This is a genomic window from Citrobacter sp. Ce104, assembly GCF_030334595.1.
GTDB lineage: Bacteria > Pseudomonadota > Gammaproteobacteria > Enterobacterales > Enterobacteriaceae > Citrobacter > Citrobacter europaeus.
Genome location: NZ_JAOWDP010000064.1, coordinates 570,552 through 587,661 on the forward strand (window position 1 = coordinate 570,552; position 17,110 = coordinate 587,661).

Annotated in this window: 17 protein-coding genes; 8 read left to right on the plus strand and 9 right to left on the minus strand. The window is 54.6% G+C overall.

The genetic code is table 11. The annotated features are described in order from the left end of the window. Positions 1 to 65: 65 nt before the first annotated feature. A complete protein-coding gene (cysS, locus tag OGW16_RS13340) occupies positions 66 to 1,451 on the minus strand; it encodes a cysteine--tRNA ligase (protein ID WP_047412902.1) in 1,386 nt (461 codons plus the stop codon). Positions 1,452 to 1,624: 173 nt separating this feature from the next. Between cysS and ppiB the strand changes: the two genes are divergently transcribed. From ppiB to mnmH, 5 genes are all read left to right on the plus strand, one after another. Then, entirely contained in the window at positions 1,625 to 2,119 is a 495-nt protein-coding gene (ppiB, locus tag OGW16_RS13345; RefSeq protein WP_003021875.1) for a peptidylprolyl isomerase B, read from the plus strand. Between the two features lie 2 nt (positions 2,120 to 2,121). Continuing rightward, positions 2,122 to 2,844 carry a UDP-2,3-diacylglucosamine diphosphatase gene (gene lpxH, locus OGW16_RS13350; protein ID WP_286518509.1) on the plus strand — a complete coding sequence of 241 codons (723 nt, stop codon included), beginning with the start codon at positions 2,122 to 2,124 and terminating at the stop codon, positions 2,842 to 2,844. A gap of 238 nt (positions 2,845 to 3,082) precedes the next feature. Continuing rightward, complete coding sequence (gene purE / locus OGW16_RS13355) at positions 3,083 to 3,592, plus strand: 5-(carboxyamino)imidazole ribonucleotide mutase (RefSeq protein WP_043015473.1); 510 nt, start codon at positions 3,083 to 3,085, stop codon at positions 3,590 to 3,592. Further along, entirely contained in the window at positions 3,589 to 4,656 is a 1,068-nt protein-coding gene (gene purK / locus OGW16_RS13360) for a 5-(carboxyamino)imidazole ribonucleotide synthase (RefSeq protein WP_286518510.1), read from the plus strand. Before purE ends, purK begins: the two co-directional genes overlap by 4 nt. Before the next feature lie 96 nt (positions 4,657 to 4,752). Continuing rightward, positions 4,753 to 5,838 (plus strand): tRNA 2-selenouridine(34) synthase MnmH, encoded by a 1,086-nt coding sequence (gene mnmH / locus OGW16_RS13365; RefSeq protein WP_286518511.1) that lies wholly within the window; start codon positions 4,753 to 4,755, stop codon positions 5,836 to 5,838. Here mnmH and OGW16_RS13370 read toward each other — a convergent pair whose 3' ends face one another. The 6 genes from OGW16_RS13370 to ybbA all read right to left on the minus strand — a co-directional run bounded on the left by OGW16_RS13370 (position 5,839) and on the right by ybbA (position 13,104). Further along, positions 5,839 to 6,498: a methionine ABC transporter permease gene (locus OGW16_RS13370; RefSeq protein WP_043015453.1), complete on the minus strand. Its 660-nt coding sequence runs from the start codon at positions 6,496 to 6,498 to the stop codon at positions 5,839 to 5,841. Beyond that, a complete protein-coding gene (sfbB, locus tag OGW16_RS13375) occupies positions 6,491 to 7,507 on the minus strand; it encodes a virulence-associated ABC transporter ATP-binding protein SfbB (protein ID WP_043015452.1) in 1,017 nt (338 codons plus the stop codon). The genes OGW16_RS13370 and sfbB overlap by 8 nt, the downstream gene beginning before the upstream one ends. Positions 7,508 to 7,570: 63 nt before the next feature. Then, a complete protein-coding gene (locus OGW16_RS13380; protein WP_003021862.1) occupies positions 7,571 to 8,401 on the minus strand; it encodes a MetQ/NlpA family ABC transporter substrate-binding protein in 831 nt (276 codons plus the stop codon). A gap of 284 nt (positions 8,402 to 8,685) precedes the next feature. Continuing rightward, positions 8,686 to 9,819: a porin gene (locus OGW16_RS13385; RefSeq protein WP_043015451.1), complete on the minus strand. Its 1,134-nt coding sequence runs from the start codon at positions 9,817 to 9,819 to the stop codon at positions 8,686 to 8,688. A gap of 187 nt (positions 9,820 to 10,006) precedes the next feature. Next, complete coding sequence (gene ybbP / locus OGW16_RS13390) at positions 10,007 to 12,421, minus strand: putative ABC transporter permease subunit YbbP (protein WP_286518512.1); 2,415 nt, start codon at positions 12,419 to 12,421, stop codon at positions 10,007 to 10,009. Then, positions 12,418 to 13,104, minus strand: a complete 687-nt coding sequence (gene ybbA, locus OGW16_RS13395) for a putative ABC transporter ATP-binding protein YbbA (RefSeq protein WP_043015449.1) — start codon at positions 13,102 to 13,104, stop codon at positions 12,418 to 12,420. Before ybbA ends, ybbP begins: the two co-directional genes overlap by 4 nt. Between ybbA and tesA the strand changes: the two genes are divergently transcribed. From tesA to OGW16_RS13410, 3 genes are all read left to right on the plus strand, one after another. Further along, a complete protein-coding gene (gene tesA, locus OGW16_RS13400; protein ID WP_043015448.1) occupies positions 13,075 to 13,689 on the plus strand; it encodes a multifunctional acyl-CoA thioesterase I/protease I/lysophospholipase L1 in 615 nt (204 codons plus the stop codon). The two genes, ybbA and tesA, sit on opposite strands and share 30 nt — an antisense overlap. A gap of 163 nt (positions 13,690 to 13,852) precedes the next feature. Next, positions 13,853 to 14,623 carry an SDR family oxidoreductase gene (locus OGW16_RS13405; protein ID WP_286518513.1) on the plus strand — a complete coding sequence of 257 codons (771 nt, stop codon included), beginning with the start codon at positions 13,853 to 13,855 and terminating at the stop codon, positions 14,621 to 14,623. Between the two features lie 58 nt (positions 14,624 to 14,681). Further along, on the plus strand, positions 14,682 to 15,536 hold the full coding sequence (locus OGW16_RS13410) for a co-chaperone YbbN (protein ID WP_286518514.1): 855 nt from the start codon (positions 14,682 to 14,684) through the stop codon (positions 15,534 to 15,536). 78 nt (positions 15,537 to 15,614) lie between these two features. Here OGW16_RS13410 and fetB read toward each other — a convergent pair whose 3' ends face one another. Both fetB and fetA read right to left on the minus strand, forming a co-directional pair. Then, positions 15,615 to 16,394 (minus strand): iron efflux ABC transporter permease subunit FetB, encoded by a 780-nt coding sequence (fetB, locus tag OGW16_RS13415; RefSeq protein ID WP_043015445.1) that lies wholly within the window; start codon positions 16,392 to 16,394, stop codon positions 15,615 to 15,617. Continuing rightward, positions 16,381 to 17,058, minus strand: coding sequence for an iron efflux ABC transporter ATP-binding subunit FetA (gene fetA, locus OGW16_RS13420; RefSeq protein ID WP_043015444.1), 678 nt, complete (start codon positions 17,056 to 17,058; stop codon positions 16,381 to 16,383). The genes fetB and fetA overlap by 14 nt, the downstream gene beginning before the upstream one ends. Between the last annotated feature and the right edge of the window lie 52 nt (positions 17,059 to 17,110).

The following is a 17,110-nucleotide window of genomic DNA, read 5'->3' on the forward strand; positions in this document are numbered from 1 at the left end:
TCAGGCCTACCGATCATTACATCGTAGGCCGGATAAGGCGTTAGACGCCATCCGGCAATAGAGAGTTACTTACGACGCCAGGTGGTGCCCTGCGGGCCGTCTTCCAGCACGATGCCCATCTCGTTGAGACGGTCACGCGCGGCGTCGGCTGCCGCCCAGTCTTTCGCCTTACGGGCGTCCAGACGCTGTTGGATTAACGCTTCAATTTCAGCAACTTCACCGTCATCCGCCTGCGCACCGCTTTGCAGGAACGCTTCTGGATCCTGTTCCAGCAGTCCCAGCACGCTGGAAAGCTTACGCAGATGCGCAGCCATGCCGTTCGCCGCCGCCATATCTTCACCCTTCAGACGGTTAACCTCACGCGCCATATCAAACAGTACTGAGTAGGCTTCCGGCGTATTGAAGTCATCGTCCATCGCTTCAATAAAGCGCGCCTCAAAGGCTTCGCCACCAGCAGGAGCAACGGATTTGTCGGTGCCGCGCAGCGCGGTATACAGACGCTCCAGCGCAGAACGCGCCTGCTTCAGGTTCTCTTCGCTGTAGTTTAACTGGCTACGGTAATGACCCGACATCAGGAAGTAGCGGATGGTTTCGGCGTCGTAGTATTTAAGTACGTCGCGCACGGTAAAGAAGTTGCCCAGCGATTTGGACATTTTCTCGCGGTCAACCATTACCATCCCGGAGTGCATCCAGTAATTGACGTATTCACCGTCATGCGCGCAGGTGGACTGAGCGATTTCGTTTTCATGGTGCGGGAACATCAGGTCTGAACCGCCGCCATGAATATCGAAATGGTTGCCCAGCTGTTTGCAGTTCATTGCCGAACACTCAATGTGCCAACCCGGACGGCCTGCGCCCCACGGAGACGGCCAGCTCGGCTCGCCTTCTTTGGACATTTTCCACAGCACGAAGTCCATAGGGTTGTGCTTCACATCAACCACGTCAACGCGCGCACCCGCCTGCAACTGTTCCAGATCCTGACGTGATAGTTGACCGTAATTCGGGTCAGTCGGCACGTCGAACATCACGTCGCCGTTATCAGCCACGTAAGCGTGACCTTTGGCAATCAGCTGTTCAGTGATTTCAATAATCTCAGCGATATGGTGTGTAGCGCGCGGCTCCAGGTCCGGGCGCAGAATATTCAGCGCGTCGAAATCGCTATGCATTTCCGCGATCATTCTGTCGACTAACGCCACAAAGCTTTCGCCGTTTTCATTCGCGCGTTTGATGATTTTGTCATCAATATCGGTAATGTTGCGCACATACTTCAGCTTATAGCCGAGGAAGCGCAGATAGCGCGCGACGACGTCGAAAGAAACAAAGGTACGTCCGTGGCCAATATGACAGAGATCGTAAACGGTAATACCACACACGTACATGCCGACTTCCCCGGCATGAATAGGTTTGAATTCCTCTTTTTGGCGCGTCAGTGTATTAAAGATTTTTAACATCGAAGATTCCGTGTAGACGTGTGTGGATAGTAAAGTCTGTATAATACCCATAATTTAGACCGGAAGCAGCACACTTTGCGAGGTGATCGCAGCTTGCGGTTATGCTATAACACACCCCTAACTCTGACCCTTGACGGGGTCGAAGCACCAATCTATCGGAACAGGATGCAAAAATGGTTACTTTCCACACTAATCACGGCGATATCGTAATCAAAACGTTTGATGATAAAGCGCCTGAAACAGTTAAAAACTTCCTGGACTACTGCCGCGAAGGTTTTTACAACAACACCATTTTCCACCGTGTTATTAACGGTTTCATGATCCAGGGCGGTGGTTTCGAGCCAGGCATGAAGCAAAAAGCCACGAAAGAAGCGATCAAAAACGAAGCGAACAACGGTTTGAAAAACACCCGTGGTACGCTGGCGATGGCGCGTACTCAGGCTCCGCACTCCGCAACCGCACAGTTCTTCATCAACGTTGCAGACAACGACTTCCTGAACTTCTCCGGCGAAAGCATGCAAGGTTGGGGTTACTGCGTGTTCGCTGAAGTTGTTGAAGGCATGGACGTGGTTGATAAAATCAAAGGCGTTTCCACCGGTCGCAGCGGTATGCACCAGGATGTGCCTAAAGAAGACGTCATCATCGAAAACGTGACCGTCAGCGAGTAATCGTGACGACACTGTTTATTGCAGATCTTCACCTCTGCACAGAAGAACCGGCGATCACCGCCGGTTTTCTGCGTTTTTTAGCCGGCGATGCGCGAAAGGCCGATGCGCTGTACATTCTCGGTGACCTGTTTGAAGCCTGGATTGGCGACGACGATCCTAATCCGCTGCATCATGAAATGGCCGCGGCGATAAAATCGCTGGCGGATTCCGGCGTTCCCTGCTTTTTTATTCACGGCAACCGTGATTTTCTGCTCGGCAAACGTTTTGCCCGTGAGAGCGGCATGACCTTGCTTCCCGAAGAAAAAGTGCTCGACCTGTATGGCCGCAGGGTGCTGATCATGCATGGCGACACCTTATGCACCGACGACGCGGGCTATCAGGCATTTCGCGCCAAAGTGCATCAACCCTGGTTACAGAAACTGTTCCTCGCCCTGCCGCTGTTCGTTCGCCAGCGAATCGCTGCGAAAATGCGCGCCAACAGCAAAGCGGCCAACAGCAGCAAGTCGCTGGAGATCATGGATGTGAATCAGCAGGCCGTTATCGCTGAGATGGAAAAACATCAGGTTCAGTGGTTAATTCACGGTCATACCCACCGCCCGGCGGTCCACGAACTTACTGCCAATGAGCAACCTGCTTTCCGCGTGGTATTAGGCGCATGGCACAGCGAAGGTTCGATGATCAAAGTCACACCAGACGACGTTGAACTGATCGTATTTCCGTTTTAATTCTGCAGATATCCAGTTCCTCTTTACACAAAACTATTCGAGTTGCATCGAGGCGGCAAATCTGTGAATCCCCTGGAGCTTACAAAAGTAAGTGACTGGGGTGAGCAGATGCAGCCAACAAAGAGGCAGCTTGAAGAGTGAAGCGTAAAGCGCGCAATCGTTTTCCTTGACGATGAATTATGCTATTCTCTGTGCCCTCAAAAGCCGAGTGTAGTGCACCACAGGAGTTTTCAGACGCATGTCTTCCCGCAATAATCCGGCGCGTGTCGCCATCGTGATGGGGTCCAAAAGCGACTGGGCTACCATGCAGTTCGCCGCCGAAATCTTCGAAATGTTGGACGTTCCACACCATGTTGAGGTCGTCTCTGCTCACCGTACCCCAGACAAACTGTTCAGTTTCGCCGAAGGCGCTGAAGAGAACGGCTATCAGGTGATTATTGCCGGTGCCGGTGGTGCTGCACATTTGCCTGGAATGATTGCGGCGAAAACGTTGGTGCCTGTTTTAGGCGTTCCGGTACAAAGCGCAGCGTTGAGCGGCGTAGATAGCCTTTATTCCATCGTTCAAATGCCTCGCGGTATTCCGGTGGGCACGCTGGCGATCGGCAAAGCTGGCGCGGCCAATGCGGCCCTGCTGGCCGCGCAAATTCTGGCAACACACGACAAAGCCTTACACCAGCGTCTGAACGACTGGCGCAAAGCGCAAACCGATGAGGTGCTGGAGAACCCGGACCCGCGAGGTGTCGCATGAAGCAGGTCTGCGTACTCGGTAACGGTCAGCTAGGACGCATGCTGCGCCAGGCCGGCGAGCCGCTGGGCATTGCGGTCTGGCCCGTCGGGCTGGACGCTGAACCGGCTGCCGTTCCTTTTCAACAAAGCGTGATCACTGCTGAGATTGAGCGCTGGCCGGAAACGGCGCTAACCCGCGAACTGGCGCGTCATCCAGCGTTTGTTAACCGCGACGTGTTCCCGATTATTGCCGACCGTCTGACGCAAAAACAGCTTTTTGACAAACTCAACCTGGCGACCGCGCCATGGCAGCTGCTGGCGGATCAAAGCGAATGGTCTGCGGTGTTTGACAAACTCGGCGAGCTGGCAATCGTAAAACGTCGCGTCGGCGGCTACGACGGTCGTGGACAGTGGCGTTTGCGCGCAAATGAAACTGAACAACTGCCGGAAGACTGCTACGGCGAATGCATCGTTGAGCGGGGAATCAACTTCTCTGGTGAAGTCTCCCTGGTTGGCGCTCGTGCGCACGACGGCAGCACCGTCTTCTATCCGCTGACCCATAACCTGCACCAGGACGGCATTCTGCGCACCAGCGTAGTCTTCCCGCAGGCTAACGCCAGACAGCAGGAACAGGCCGAAGCGATGCTCTCTGCCATCATGCAGGAGCTGGGCTATGTCGGCGTGATGGCAATGGAGTGTTTCATCACCCCAGAGGGTCTGCTGATTAACGAACTGGCTCCCCGCGTGCACAACAGCGGGCACTGGACGCAAAACGGCGCCAGCATCAGCCAGTTTGAGCTGCACCTGCGCGCCATTACTGGCCTGCCGCTGCCGACGCCGGTGGTGAACAATCCTTCGGTGATGGTAAACCTGATCGGCAGCGACCTGAACTACGACTGGCTGAAGCTGCCGCTGGTACACCTGCATTGGTATGACAAGGAAGTGCGTGAAGGGCGTAAGGTGGGTCACCTGAACCTGAGCGACAGCGATACCGCGCGCCTTAGCGCCACGCTGGAAGCGCTTATTCCCCTGCTGCCGCCGGAATATGCCAGCGGTATCATCTGGGCGCAGTCAAAGCTGAAATAAACCATTAATGCCGGGGAGTTGATTTTATCCTTCCCCGGCCCCTCCTCTGGCGCGTAAAATCCCCTCCATTGCTGTTTTGTATTTTCAGGATCAAACATGAACGATGGAACGGACTATCGCGCAATTCTGCTCGCCGGTACGCCTATAATCGATGTACGCGCCCCCGTCGAATTTCAACAAGGCGCGATGCCGGGCGCAGTCAATCTCCCCTTAATGAACGATGACGAACGTGCCGCCGTGGGTACCTGTTATAAACGTCAGGGGCCTGAGGCCGCCCTCGCGCTCGGTCATCAACTGGTCTCGGGAGCAACCCGCCAGCAGAGAATACGTGCCTGGCAGGATGCCTGTCGTCAAAATCCTGCGGGCTACCTATGCTGCGCACGCGGCGGTCAGCGTTCGCATATTGTGCAGCAGTGGCTGCACGAGTCCGGCATTGACTACCCGCTGATACAAGGTGGTTATAAAGCATTGCGTCAGGCAGCGATTCAACTGACTGAAGAACTGGTGCAAAAACCGATCGTCTTAATCGGCGGCTGTACCGGGAACGGCAAAACGCAGTTGGTACAACAGCAGCCGAACGGTGTGGATCTCGAAGGACTGGCTCACCATCGCGGCTCCTCGTTTGGACGTACCGTGGAACCGCAGCTAAGCCAGGCGAGTTTTGAAAACCTGCTGGCGGTCGAAATGCTCAAAACCGACAGCCGTCAGGCTCTACGCCTGTGGGTACTGGAAGATGAAGGCCGCATGATCGGGGCTAATCATCTGCCCGAATGCCTGCGAGAGCGTATGATCCAGGCATCTATAGCGGTGGTTGACGATCCTTTTGAGCGTCGTCTGGAGCGACTGCGCGAAGAGTATTTCGTGCGAATGCACCACGATTTTACCCATGCTTATGGCGAGAGCCAGGGCTGGCAGGAGTACAGTGACTATCTGCACCACGGCCTGTTTGCTATCCGCCGTCGCCTGGGTTTACAACGTTTTGCCGAGTTGACCGCCCTGCTCGACGTGGCTCTGCGCGAACAGCAGGCGACGGGCAGCACCGACGCCCATATGGGCTGGCTGGTGCCGTTGCTCAACGAGTATTACGACCCGATGTATCGCTATCAACTGGAAAAGAAAGCCGCGAAAATCGTCTTTCGCGGCACCTGGCAGGATGTTGCCGACTGGCTTAACGCACAGTGATCAGTGTCTGTCGCGCTTATCTGCGCGTTTTGCCAGCCAGTCGCCCAGCACCTGAACGACCTGCACCAGAATAATCAGCGCCACCACGGTGACTACCATGACCTGGGTTTCGTAGCGGTAATAACCAAAGCGAATCGCCAGGTCGCCTACCCCGCCACCGCCAACGATCCCGGCCATCGCGGAGTAACCGATCAGACTCACCAGCGTTATCGTCAACCCACGCAGCAGACCCGCGCTCGCCTCCGGTAACAGAACGGTGCAGATGATGCGCATCGGGCTGGCACCAAACGCTTCCGCCGCCTCGATAATGCCTTTATCGACTTCACGTAGCGCACTGTCGACCAGACGGGCATAGAAGGCGATTGCCGCCACAGAGAGCGGGACCGACGCCGCAATCGGGCCAATGGTATTCCCAAGTAAAAACTGGGTTAGCGGCAACAGCAGCACCAGCAGGATCACAAACGGCACCGAACGAATGATATTCACCAGCACGGAGCTGAGCAGATACACAAAACGATTTTGCCAGAATAAATGCCGGTCGGTGACAAAAATAAGGAAACCGAGCGGCAGACCGCCAATAATTGCCAGCACCGTAGAGATGCTCAGCATCTGGAAGGTTTCATTAAACGCCAGCGTCAAATCAGGCAATAAATCATCCACGAATCACCTCCACCTGTGCAGTACGTTGACGAATATGTTCCACGGCGACTTCCACCGCTGAAGGGTTATGCGGCGCGGTCAGTTGCACCACCAGAATCCCCAGCGCGCGTTCGCCAATATATTCAATTTTGCCGTGCAGAATGTTCACCGCTACGCCAAATTTAACCGCGACTTCTGACAACACCGGCTGTTCCGCCGAATCGCCAATGAACAGAATTTTTAGCAGTTGACCGGGCAGATGCTGGCGCAGACGCTCGGGCAGCGTCAAATTGAGGGTATGCGACACCAGTTGCTGCGTGAAAGCGTGCTGTGGGTGAGCAAAAACGTCAAACACCTCACCGGACTCCACCACCTTGCCGCCGGACATCACCGCCACGCGATCGCAAATCGATTTGATCACGTTCATCTCGTGAGTGATCAGTACGATCGTGATCCCCAACTGTTGATTGATCTGCTTAAGCAACGCCAGAATCGTGGCCGAGGTTTCCAGATCCAGCGCGGAGGTAGGTTCATCACACAGCAGTACATCCGGGTGATTGGCAATCGCGCGGGCAATACCCACACGCTGCTTTTGCCCGCCGCTGAGCTGAACCGGAAAGCGGTTTGCCTTGTCAGACAGCCCCACCAGCGCCAGGATTTCGCTAACGCGCGGGCCAATTTTACTGCGCTCCCATCCGGCAGCCTTCAGGCTAAAGGCGACGTTTTGCGCCACGGTACGGGTATGCATCAGATTAAAATGTTGAAAAATCATCCCGATACGTTGACGAGCTTTACGTAGATGCGCGCCTTCCAGCGCGGAAATTTCTACGCCGTTCACCTTCACGCTTCCCTGACTCGGTCGCGTTAAGGCGTTCAGGGTGCGCAGCAGCGTACTTTTCCCCGCGCCGCTGGTCCCGACAATGCCAAATATCTCACCTGCGCCGATGCGCAAGCTGACGTCATCAACCGCCCGGGTTGACGGTCCACGGCCTGCGCTAAAATCCACGCATACCTTTTCTATTTCAATCATAGCCACCTCAGAAATGCGAAAAGGGCAGTCGCCGCTGCCCCTGTTAACCCTTGTGCGCAGCAATTATTGGGCTGCCGACATCCATTCCGGTTTCTGGAAGGCGCTGTAGATGTTTTGCGGATCATCGATCACCGCGCGATACGCCGGAGATTTCACCGCCTCCACAATATCTTTCGCAAACGGTTTATCCGCATCTTCACTGCGTACCGCGATGATATTTTTCAGATTTTCATCCAGATGCTCTTGCTTGATGGCGCTGGCGAGATCCAGTTTTGCCGCCACGGCAAAGTTACCGTTGACCAGCGCGCCGGTCACGCCGTCCAGCGTACGCGGCAGCTGTGCGGCTTCCAGCGGTTTAAACACCAGTCCTTTCGGGTTGCTGGCGATATCGCGCTCGGAGGCTTTCGTTGGATCGATATTGTCTTTGATGGTGATAAGGCCGATAGACTGCAGGAAACGCAGACCGCGAGCCAGGTTGGTGGGATCGTTGGACAGCGTGATCACATCCCCTTTTTTCAACTCATCCAGGCTTTTGATTTTATGTGAGTAAAAACCCATCCCGGCCGTCGGGACCACAATCAGCTTGCTCAGCTTAAGTCCTTTATCGGCGGTGAATTTGTCAAAGTAGAGTGAATGCTGGAACAGGTTGGCATCGATGCTGCCGTTGGATAGCGCCATGTTCGGTTGCACGTAGTCACTGAATTCGCGCACCACGACCTTATAGCCTTTCTCTTTCAGCGTAGGGGCAATGGCCTGTTTCACCATATCACCGTACGGCCCAGGCGCGACGCCAAACACGATGGTATGCGGATCGCTGTTCGCATGAGCAAATTGTAATCCGCAGGCCAGCAATAGCGCTCCGGTCGCGACGCGTAAACTCTGACGCAATCCCATAATCTCTCCATTTTAACGTTGTGGTGTCATGTCTCACGCCGTTCTTGCGGCGTTGTTCTTGTTGGCCCGTTAACAGGCTGATTGTTAACATGACACAGATCACAACCTGCTGTCCTTGAAATTATTTCATGATGTTGCGAAATGTGTTTTCAAATGAGAGAAGGCATGAAAAAGCCGGATGTCGGCACAAGTGCCTTATCCGGCCTACAAATAACGTGATCACCCTGCTCCCGTAGGCCCGATAAGCGCAAGCGCATCGGGCGTTCCGTTTGACAGGCGTTCGATTAGAAGTCGTAACGCAGACGAACCAGGTTCATATCGCCCAGATTGTCGGTGCTGGAGGTGAATACGTGTTCGTAATCAACACGGAAACCGTAATCCAGCTGGAAGCTGATACCCACACCGTTGTCAGTACGCAGGTAGTTACGGCCATTCACATACTCAATACGGTCTCCCATAAAGTAGGGCTGAACAGATTTCAGCGCATACTGACCAACCGGGAAGGTGTAACCCGCGAAGTATTCCAGACCCCAGGCATCACCGGCAAAGTAGTCATTAACAGACACTTTTTTGGTGGTCATGAAGTTTTGATACCAACCGCCGCCCATCGAGAAGGTCCAGTTGTCCGGTTTCCAACTCAACGCGGTACCAACGATGTTTTGATCGTAGGTTTTGCTGGTGTCGCCACGCATTTCCGCACGGGTGTAGTTCCACGCCGTACCCCAGGTCAGGTCATCGGTGATGTGATAATCCACACCCAACGAGCCGCCGCCTTTACGTTTGTAGCGCAGACCGTTGTTCGGGTTGTAATCATCGCTGAACAGATAAGAGGCGTAGAGATCGACATCGCCAACCGTTTTCTTATACTTCAGTGACTTACGCGTACGATAGGAACCGTCATAGTCGCCATTGATGCCGTTACCTGGCGCCTGACCGATCATGTCGTAGTCCCAGATATCCGTTTTCGCACCAACCACATCATAGTAAATGCTGTTCTGTTGACCGAAGGTCAGCGTACCCCAGGTTGCGCTCTTCAGACCGGTGTACAGCATACGACGCGTGGTATCGTTGGCGCCGTTAGCGTAGTGGTTGTCCCAGTTGAACATCGCCGGGAAGTTAACGCCCAGCTCGTAGTAGCTCACCCAACTGATGTCATCAAACAGATAGTAGTCAGCAGCGAAGCGGAAACGCGTCCCGCCGTCGAAGCCATTACGTTTGTAGCCATTCTTACCATCGTCACCGGCCATATTCTGGAACTGCGGACGAATACTCCCGCCGACGGTGAAGTTAAGACGGCTCAGCGGGTCGCCCGCCTGCGGATCTTGTTTCAGGACCGTGATTTCCGCCTGGGAGGCGAAGGTCGTTAATGCCACTGCTGCGCCGATCGATACCGCCAGCGCCGTTTTTTTTATAGTCATTATTTGTACCTTGATAGATAGCCTGCCAATTATTCAGCATACAAATATTAACGTTTATTAATACACTCGTGTTGTCGGGTTTTTATTGTTCTGTGCTGTTAAATATCAAGGAGTTGTCAATTTGTGCTACATAGATAAAAAAACGCACCGATTTAAAAAACCGGCGCGTAATCATCACGGATATGAATCAACTACTGAACTGACGGAACAGCGCTTTGCCTTTTAGCAGACGTGAACCGAGCCACCCGCCGCATAAAGAAAGCAGCAATGCCCCACAAAGTGGCAACACGACCCACAGTCGCCAGTCTGGCTCCCATGGGAAATCAAACACTTTGGTTTGCAGCACCGCCAATGCGGTTTCCGCACCGATGGCTGCCACCAATCCGGCTACCATCCCGAGCATGGCGAACTCGCACCACAGCGTGGTACGCAGCAATTTCTTGCCTGCTCCCAACGTGCGCCAGACCACCAGTTCCTGATGACGCTGGCGCATACCGACCTGGACCTGCGCTAATAGCAGCAACATGCCGCAGGCGGTAACCAGCACCACCATCACCTCCAGCGCTCTACTTACCTGCTCCAGCACCTGGCCCACCTGTTTGAGGATGGCGCCAATATCCAGCAGGCTGATGGTCGGAAATTCACGGTTAAGCTGCGTCAGCATGCCGTTGCCATTCTCCCAGCGAAAGCTGGTTAACCAGCTTTGCGGCTGAGCGTCCAGCGCGCCGGAGGGGAAGATAAAGAAGAAATTAGGTCGCAGGCTTTCCCAGTCTACTTTGCGCAGACTGCTGACTTTGGCGCTGAAATCCTGAGTATCGCCCATAAAGGTCACCCGATCGCCAAGCCTGACGTTCAGCCGTTTCGCCAGCCCCTCTTCCATCGACACTTCGCCTGCTTTTGGCGGCCAGCTTCCGGCGGTTATCGGGTTATGATCCGGTCGGGTATCCTGCCAGGTCAGGTTAAGCTCGCGGTTCAGCGCCTCATCCTGGTTGCCTTCGGTTGGCTTCTCATTGATCGCCGTCAGACGCGCCCGCACAATCGGATAGAACGATTCCGGGATCACCTGATGCTCAGACAGGAAAGCCTTCAGCGGAACCACCTGCTCGGTGGCAATATTGATCAGAAAATAGTTCGGGCTTTCCGGCGGCATTTGCTGCTGCCAGCGGTCGAGCAGATCGCCGCGCAGCACCAGCAGCAGCGCAAGCAGCATAAAGGAAAGTGAAAAGGCCGACAGCTGACTGAGCGTTGACCACGGCTGGCGCAACAGTCGACTGACCGCCAAACGCAGCGGCAGCGAGGAGAGCGTCAGACCGCGCAGCACGTTGAGCAGCATCCAGCCGAGTACCCCGCACAACAACGCCAGCACTACCGCGCCAGCCAGCACCGCCCACAGCAGCGGGCTTCCGCCCATCAGTCCGGCCAGCAGTGCAATCACAACTAACAATACCACCGGCAAATAAAACTTCAGCGGCCATACGTTTGCTACCACGTCACGGCGCAGCACCCGCAGCGGCTGCGTCGCCAGCAGCAAACGGTAAGGGCGTAACCCCACCAGCAGCGAAATAACCGTCATGGTACCTAATGCCCATAGCCACGGCCAGGGGCTGGCAGGCGGTAGTTCGCCGGGCAGAACCGGTTTGAGCAGCACGACCAGCACGCGCTCAAATAACAGCCCGAACAACCCGCCGGTCACGCCAGACAGCACCAGCACCATCAGCCACTGACCAACAATCAGCCTGCGCAGTTGCGCTCTGCCCGCACCGAGGGTTTTCAGAATCGCCACCAGATCGTAACGGCTGCGGCAATAATGGCTCATCGCCACGGCAACCGCGGCCACCGCCAGCAGCAGCGTTAATAGCGCCGAGAGCAGCAGGAACTGTTGCGAACGCTCCAGTGATTTCCCCAGCGCGCCTTCATCCTGCTCCAGCCCGTACCAGCGCTGTTCCGGCTTTAACTGCGGCAGCAGCCATTTTTCATAGGCTTCCAGTTGGGACGGCGTCCCGCCAAATTTATAGCGCCAGGTCACGCGGCTTCCCGGCTGGACTGCCGCCGTTTTTTCGACATCCGCAATGTTCATCATCAGGCGCGGCGCTATCTGGAACGGATTAAAACCTGAGTCCGGCTCCTGTACCACTTCCCCGGCGATGCGCAGCGTGGCATCGCCAACGTCGATGGAATCACCGATTTTTAAGTTGAGCAGCGCCATCAGACGCGGGGCCAGCAGCACCGAGCCTGGCTGTGGTTTCAGCCCCGGCGGATTGGTCTGCAATGTGCCGTACATCGGATACACTTCATCCACCGCTTTGACGTTCGCCAGTTGCGGCGTATCCTGGGCAAAGGTCATGGTGGCAAAGGTCAGTTGTTCGCCCACCTTCAGGCCACGCTGTCGCGCCTCGTCAATCCACGCTTTCGGCACGGTGCGCGAACTTTGCAGCGACCGATCTCCCGCCATAAACTCACGACTTTGCTGGCTTAGCCCTTTTTCCATACGATCGCTGATATTGCCCAGCGCCAGCACGCAGGCTACCGCCAGGCTCAGCGCCAGCCAGACAATCAGTAATGAAGGCGAGCGCCATTCGCGCCAAAACCAGCGTGCAATCATGCCTCCTCCTGCAACTGTCCGTTCACCAGGCGTAAACGCCGATCGCAACGCGCCGCCAGTTGCGGGTCATGGGTCACCAGTATCAGGGTGGTACCGTGTTCCCGGTTCAGAGAAAACAGCAGGTCGGCGATTTTCTCTCCGGTCTGGCGGTCCAGATTGCCCGTTGGTTCATCGGCGAACAGCACGTCAGGGCGACCGTTAAAGGCCCGCGCCAGCGCCACACGCTGCTGCTCCCCGCCGGAAAGTTGAGCCGGAAGATGATCAAGACGTTTTCCCAGTCCCAATTGCTCCAGCAGTGTTTTTGCCCCATCGCGACTTTTTCCGCTGTTTTCGCCGCGCAACAGCGCAGGCAATTCGACGTTTTCCAGCGCGTTGAGGGTCGGAATTAACATGAACGACTGGAAGACAAAGCCCACGTGTCGGGCTCTCAGTTGCGCCCGGGCTTCTTCGTCCATGGCGTGCAGCGCCTGCCCCACGAGGCTGACTTCACCGCTGGTGCCATCGTCCAGCCCGGCGAGGATCGCCAGCAGCGTGGATTTCCCCGATCCCGACTCGCCAATCAGCGCAATGGTCTCGGCGCGTTTGACAACCAGTTCAACTCCGGTAAGGATGGATAGCTCATGATCACCCTGACCGACGGATTTCTTAAGATGATGAACTTCAACAATGTTTTCCGCTGGCATTGGCCTTTCCTGTTCCTGGTCCTGTTAACTTTCCGCGCCGCCGCTGCGGACACGTTATTAATTCTGGGTGACAGCCTGAGCGCCGGATACCGTATGTCCGCCAGCGCCGCGTGGCCTGCGCTACTTAATGATAAATGGCAAACAAAAACGCCGGTGGTAAATGCCAGCATTAGCGGCGACACCTCGCAGCAGGGTCTGGCCCGTCTGCCTGCATTACTCAAGCAGCACCAGCCGCGTTGGGTACTGGTCGAACTTGGCGGCAACGATGGCCTGCGCGGCTTTGCGCCTGCGCAAACCGAACAAACTCTGCGCACGATTTTGCAGGACGTGAAAGCGGCAAATGCCGAACCGCTATTAATGCAAATTCGTCTGCCGGCAAACTACGGTCGCCGTTATAATGAAACCTTTAGCGCGATTTATCCAAAGCTCGCCAAAGAGTTTGATATCCCTCTGCTGCCCTTTTTCATGGAAGAGGTTTATCTGAAACCCCAGTGGATGCAGGATGATGGTATTCATCCTAACCGTGACGCCCAGCCGTTTATTGCCGACTGGATGGCGCAACATCTCACCCCTTTTCTATCCTAAATAATTCGAGTTGTATGAAGGCGGCAAGTGAGAGAGTTCCCAGGAGCATAGATAACTATGTGACTGGGGTGAGCGAGCGTAGCCAACGCACAGACAACTTGAAGTATGACGGATATAGTAAATCACGACTCGTAAAACAACGGAGATCCTGACAGGTAAAGTTATGCAAAAATCGGTCTTAATAACAGGATGTTCCAGCGGAATCGGTCTGGAAAGCGCGCTTGAGCTAAAGCGCCAGGGTTTTCAAATTCTGGCAGGCTGTCGCAAACCTGACGATGTCGCGCGTATGAACAGCATGGGATTCACCGGCGTATTGCTGGATCTGGATTCACCCGAAAGCGTGGATCGCGCCGCCGATGAGGTGATCGCCCTGACCGATAATCGTTTGTATGGGATCTTTAACAACGCCGGATACGGCGTCTATGGCCCCCTGCCCACCATCAGCCGCGAGCAAATGGAGCAGCAGTTTTCCGCCAACTTCTTTGGCGCACATCAGCTTACCATGCGTCTGTTGCCCGCCATGCAACCTCACGGCGAAGGACGCATCGTGATGACCTCATCGGTCATGGGATTGATCTCAACGCCGGGACGCGGGGCCTATGCCGCCAGCAAATATGCGCTGGAAGCCTGGTCCGACGCACTGCGTATGGAGCTGCGCTACAGCGGGATTAAGGTCAGCCTGATTGAGCCCGGCCCTATCCGCACCCGCTTTACTGAAAACGTCAACCAGACCCAGAGCGATGCTCCCGTGGAAAATCCCGGCATTGCCGCGCGTTTTACGCTGGGACCAGAAGCGGTTGTCGCCAAAGTGCGTCATGCGTTTGAGAGCGATAAACCGAAGCTACGTTATCCAATTACGCTGGTGACCTGGGCAGTGATGCTGCTTAAACGCCTGTTGCCAGGCCGCATAATGGACAAAATTTTACAGGGTTGAGTTGAAGCAGGCGCGTCAGCCCCCATGTAACAAGAAATCGACAAAAGAGAGTAACTCCATGTCCACACAGAATATTGTTAACATTAACGAATCGAACCTACAGCAGACCCTTGAACAGTCGATGACCACGCCGGTCCTGTTCTATTTTTGGTCTGAGCGCAGCCAGCATTGTCTGCAGTTAACACCGGTACTGGAGAGTCTTGCTGCCCAGTACAACGGCCAGTTTATACTCGCTAAGCTCGACTGTGACGCTGAACAGATGATCGCCTCCCAGTTTGGTCTGCGCGCGATCCCCACGGTTTATCTGTTCCAGAACGGTCAGCCGGTAGATGGATTCCAGGGCCCGCAGCCGGAAGAGGTTATTCGTGCGCTGCTGGAAAAAGTGTTGCCGAGCGAAGAAGAGCTGAAAGCGCGCCAGGCTATCGAATTTATCGAAGCGGGTAATCACGCTGATGCGCTGCCGCTGCTGAAAGAAGCCTGGCAGATCTCCAACCAGAGCAGCGAAATTGGTCTGCTGCTGGCGGAAACGCAAATCGCCCTGAACCGTTCTGACGAAGCCGAAGCGGTGCTGAAAACCATTCCGTTGCAGGATCAGGACACCCGTTATCAGGGGCTGGTGGCACAGATCGAATTGCTGAAGCAGGCGGCTGATACGCCGGAAATCCAACAGTTGCAGCAGCAGGTCACCAGCAATCCGCAGGATGCAGCGCTGGCAACTCAACTTGCCATTCAGTTACACCAGGTCGGACGCAACGAAGAATCGCTGGAGTTGCTGTTTAGCCACCTGAAGAAAGATCTTACTGCAGCCGACGGCCAGGCGCGTAAAACTTTCCAGGAGATCCTTGCCGCACTGGGTACGGGCGATGCGCTGGCTTCAAAGTACCGCCGCCAGCTGTACGCGCTGCTGTACTAATCCGTTTGATTTTGCCCGATGGCGCTTGCGCTTATCGGGCCTGGAAATTCGACAAATACCGCTCCCTCCGGCACCAGATCACGTCTTCTTCAAATGCGTTACAACTAATTGGTGACGTGAATTATAGAACTTCCGATAGGTCAGGTAGCAGGCAATAATGGTTGACAGGCTGGCCGTCGAAAGCAGCATAAACGTTACCATAATCTGATACTTAATCGCTTTTACCGGATCAATACCTGCAAAAATCAATCCGGACATCATCCCCGGTAAACTCACCAGTCCCACGGTCTTCGCTGAATCGATAGTCGGGATCAGCGAGGCACGAATGCTGTCGCGAATCAGCGGCGCGGAGGCCACTTTCGGCGTCGCGCCGAGGCTGAGTTTTTCTTGAATTTGCTGCTGTTCGCTGTTAAACCGCTGCCCCAGATTGTTGTAACACAGCCCTACCGCAACCATCGCGTTGCCTGCAATCATGCCGGAAATAGGGATAACCTGCATCGGCGTGAACTCGATAGAGCCTGACAGAACCAGCACCGCCAGCGTTAACCCCGCCCCCGCCGTAATGGCGATAAACGACGAGAGAAAAGCCTTATCAATAAATTTACTGCGCTTTTGCGCGTTATAGGCCGCGTTAAAGCAAATAAACAGCACCATCAATAAGGTCAGAATGCTGTGGTTGACGCCGAAAATATATTTCAGCACGTAGCCAACGATAATAAGCTGAACCACCGCCCGGCACACGCTCCAGAGAATATCTTTTTCCAGCGCCAGCTTTTCTTTGTTGCTGATCAGTATTGCGACCACCACCAGCATCATCGCTAATGCCAGGGATTCATTGGTAATATTATGCTCGTTCATTGCTTACTTCCTGCATTTCACCGGCGTGCGGTTGAAGGGTTATGACGTTATCCGCATGATCAATTTCATCTTTGTCATGCGTCACCCACAGCACAGCAATATTCTTATCGCGAACATAGTGGTGAATTAATTCGTTCACATTACGCTTGTTGGCTTCATCCAGCGCGCTGGTGATTTCATCAAGCAGCAGGATTTTCGGCAGAAACTGCAAATTACGAATTAACGAGACGCGCTGCTTTTCGCCGCCGGACAGCTCATTGATATTTTTTTTGAGGATTGCCTCAGGTAACTCAAATCGGGCCAGATCTTCCAGAAACACATCCGGTTCCGGGCGTTTATCGCGAATTTGCCACGGGAAAATGAGGTTGTCGTAGACGGTATCACTAAACAAGGCGGGCGTTTGCGCGCAATAAGAGACCTGCTGACGATACGCTTCCGGCTTGAGGGTATTTATCTCCTTACCCTCAAAAAGGATTTCACCGGAACTCGGACTTATTAACGACGCGACTATCTTGAGTAACGTACTTTTACCGCACCCGGACTGGCCGGTAATCAACTTAAATTCTCCGGCGCGGAGATCAAAACAGATGTTATTGAGAACCTGCGTCGCCCCTGCCTGCCATGCGACATTTTTTAACTGAAGCAGAATGCTGCTTTCTTCCATTACCAATCCCTTTTTTACCTCTTTCGTGCAGATAGTCTATACCCAAAATAAT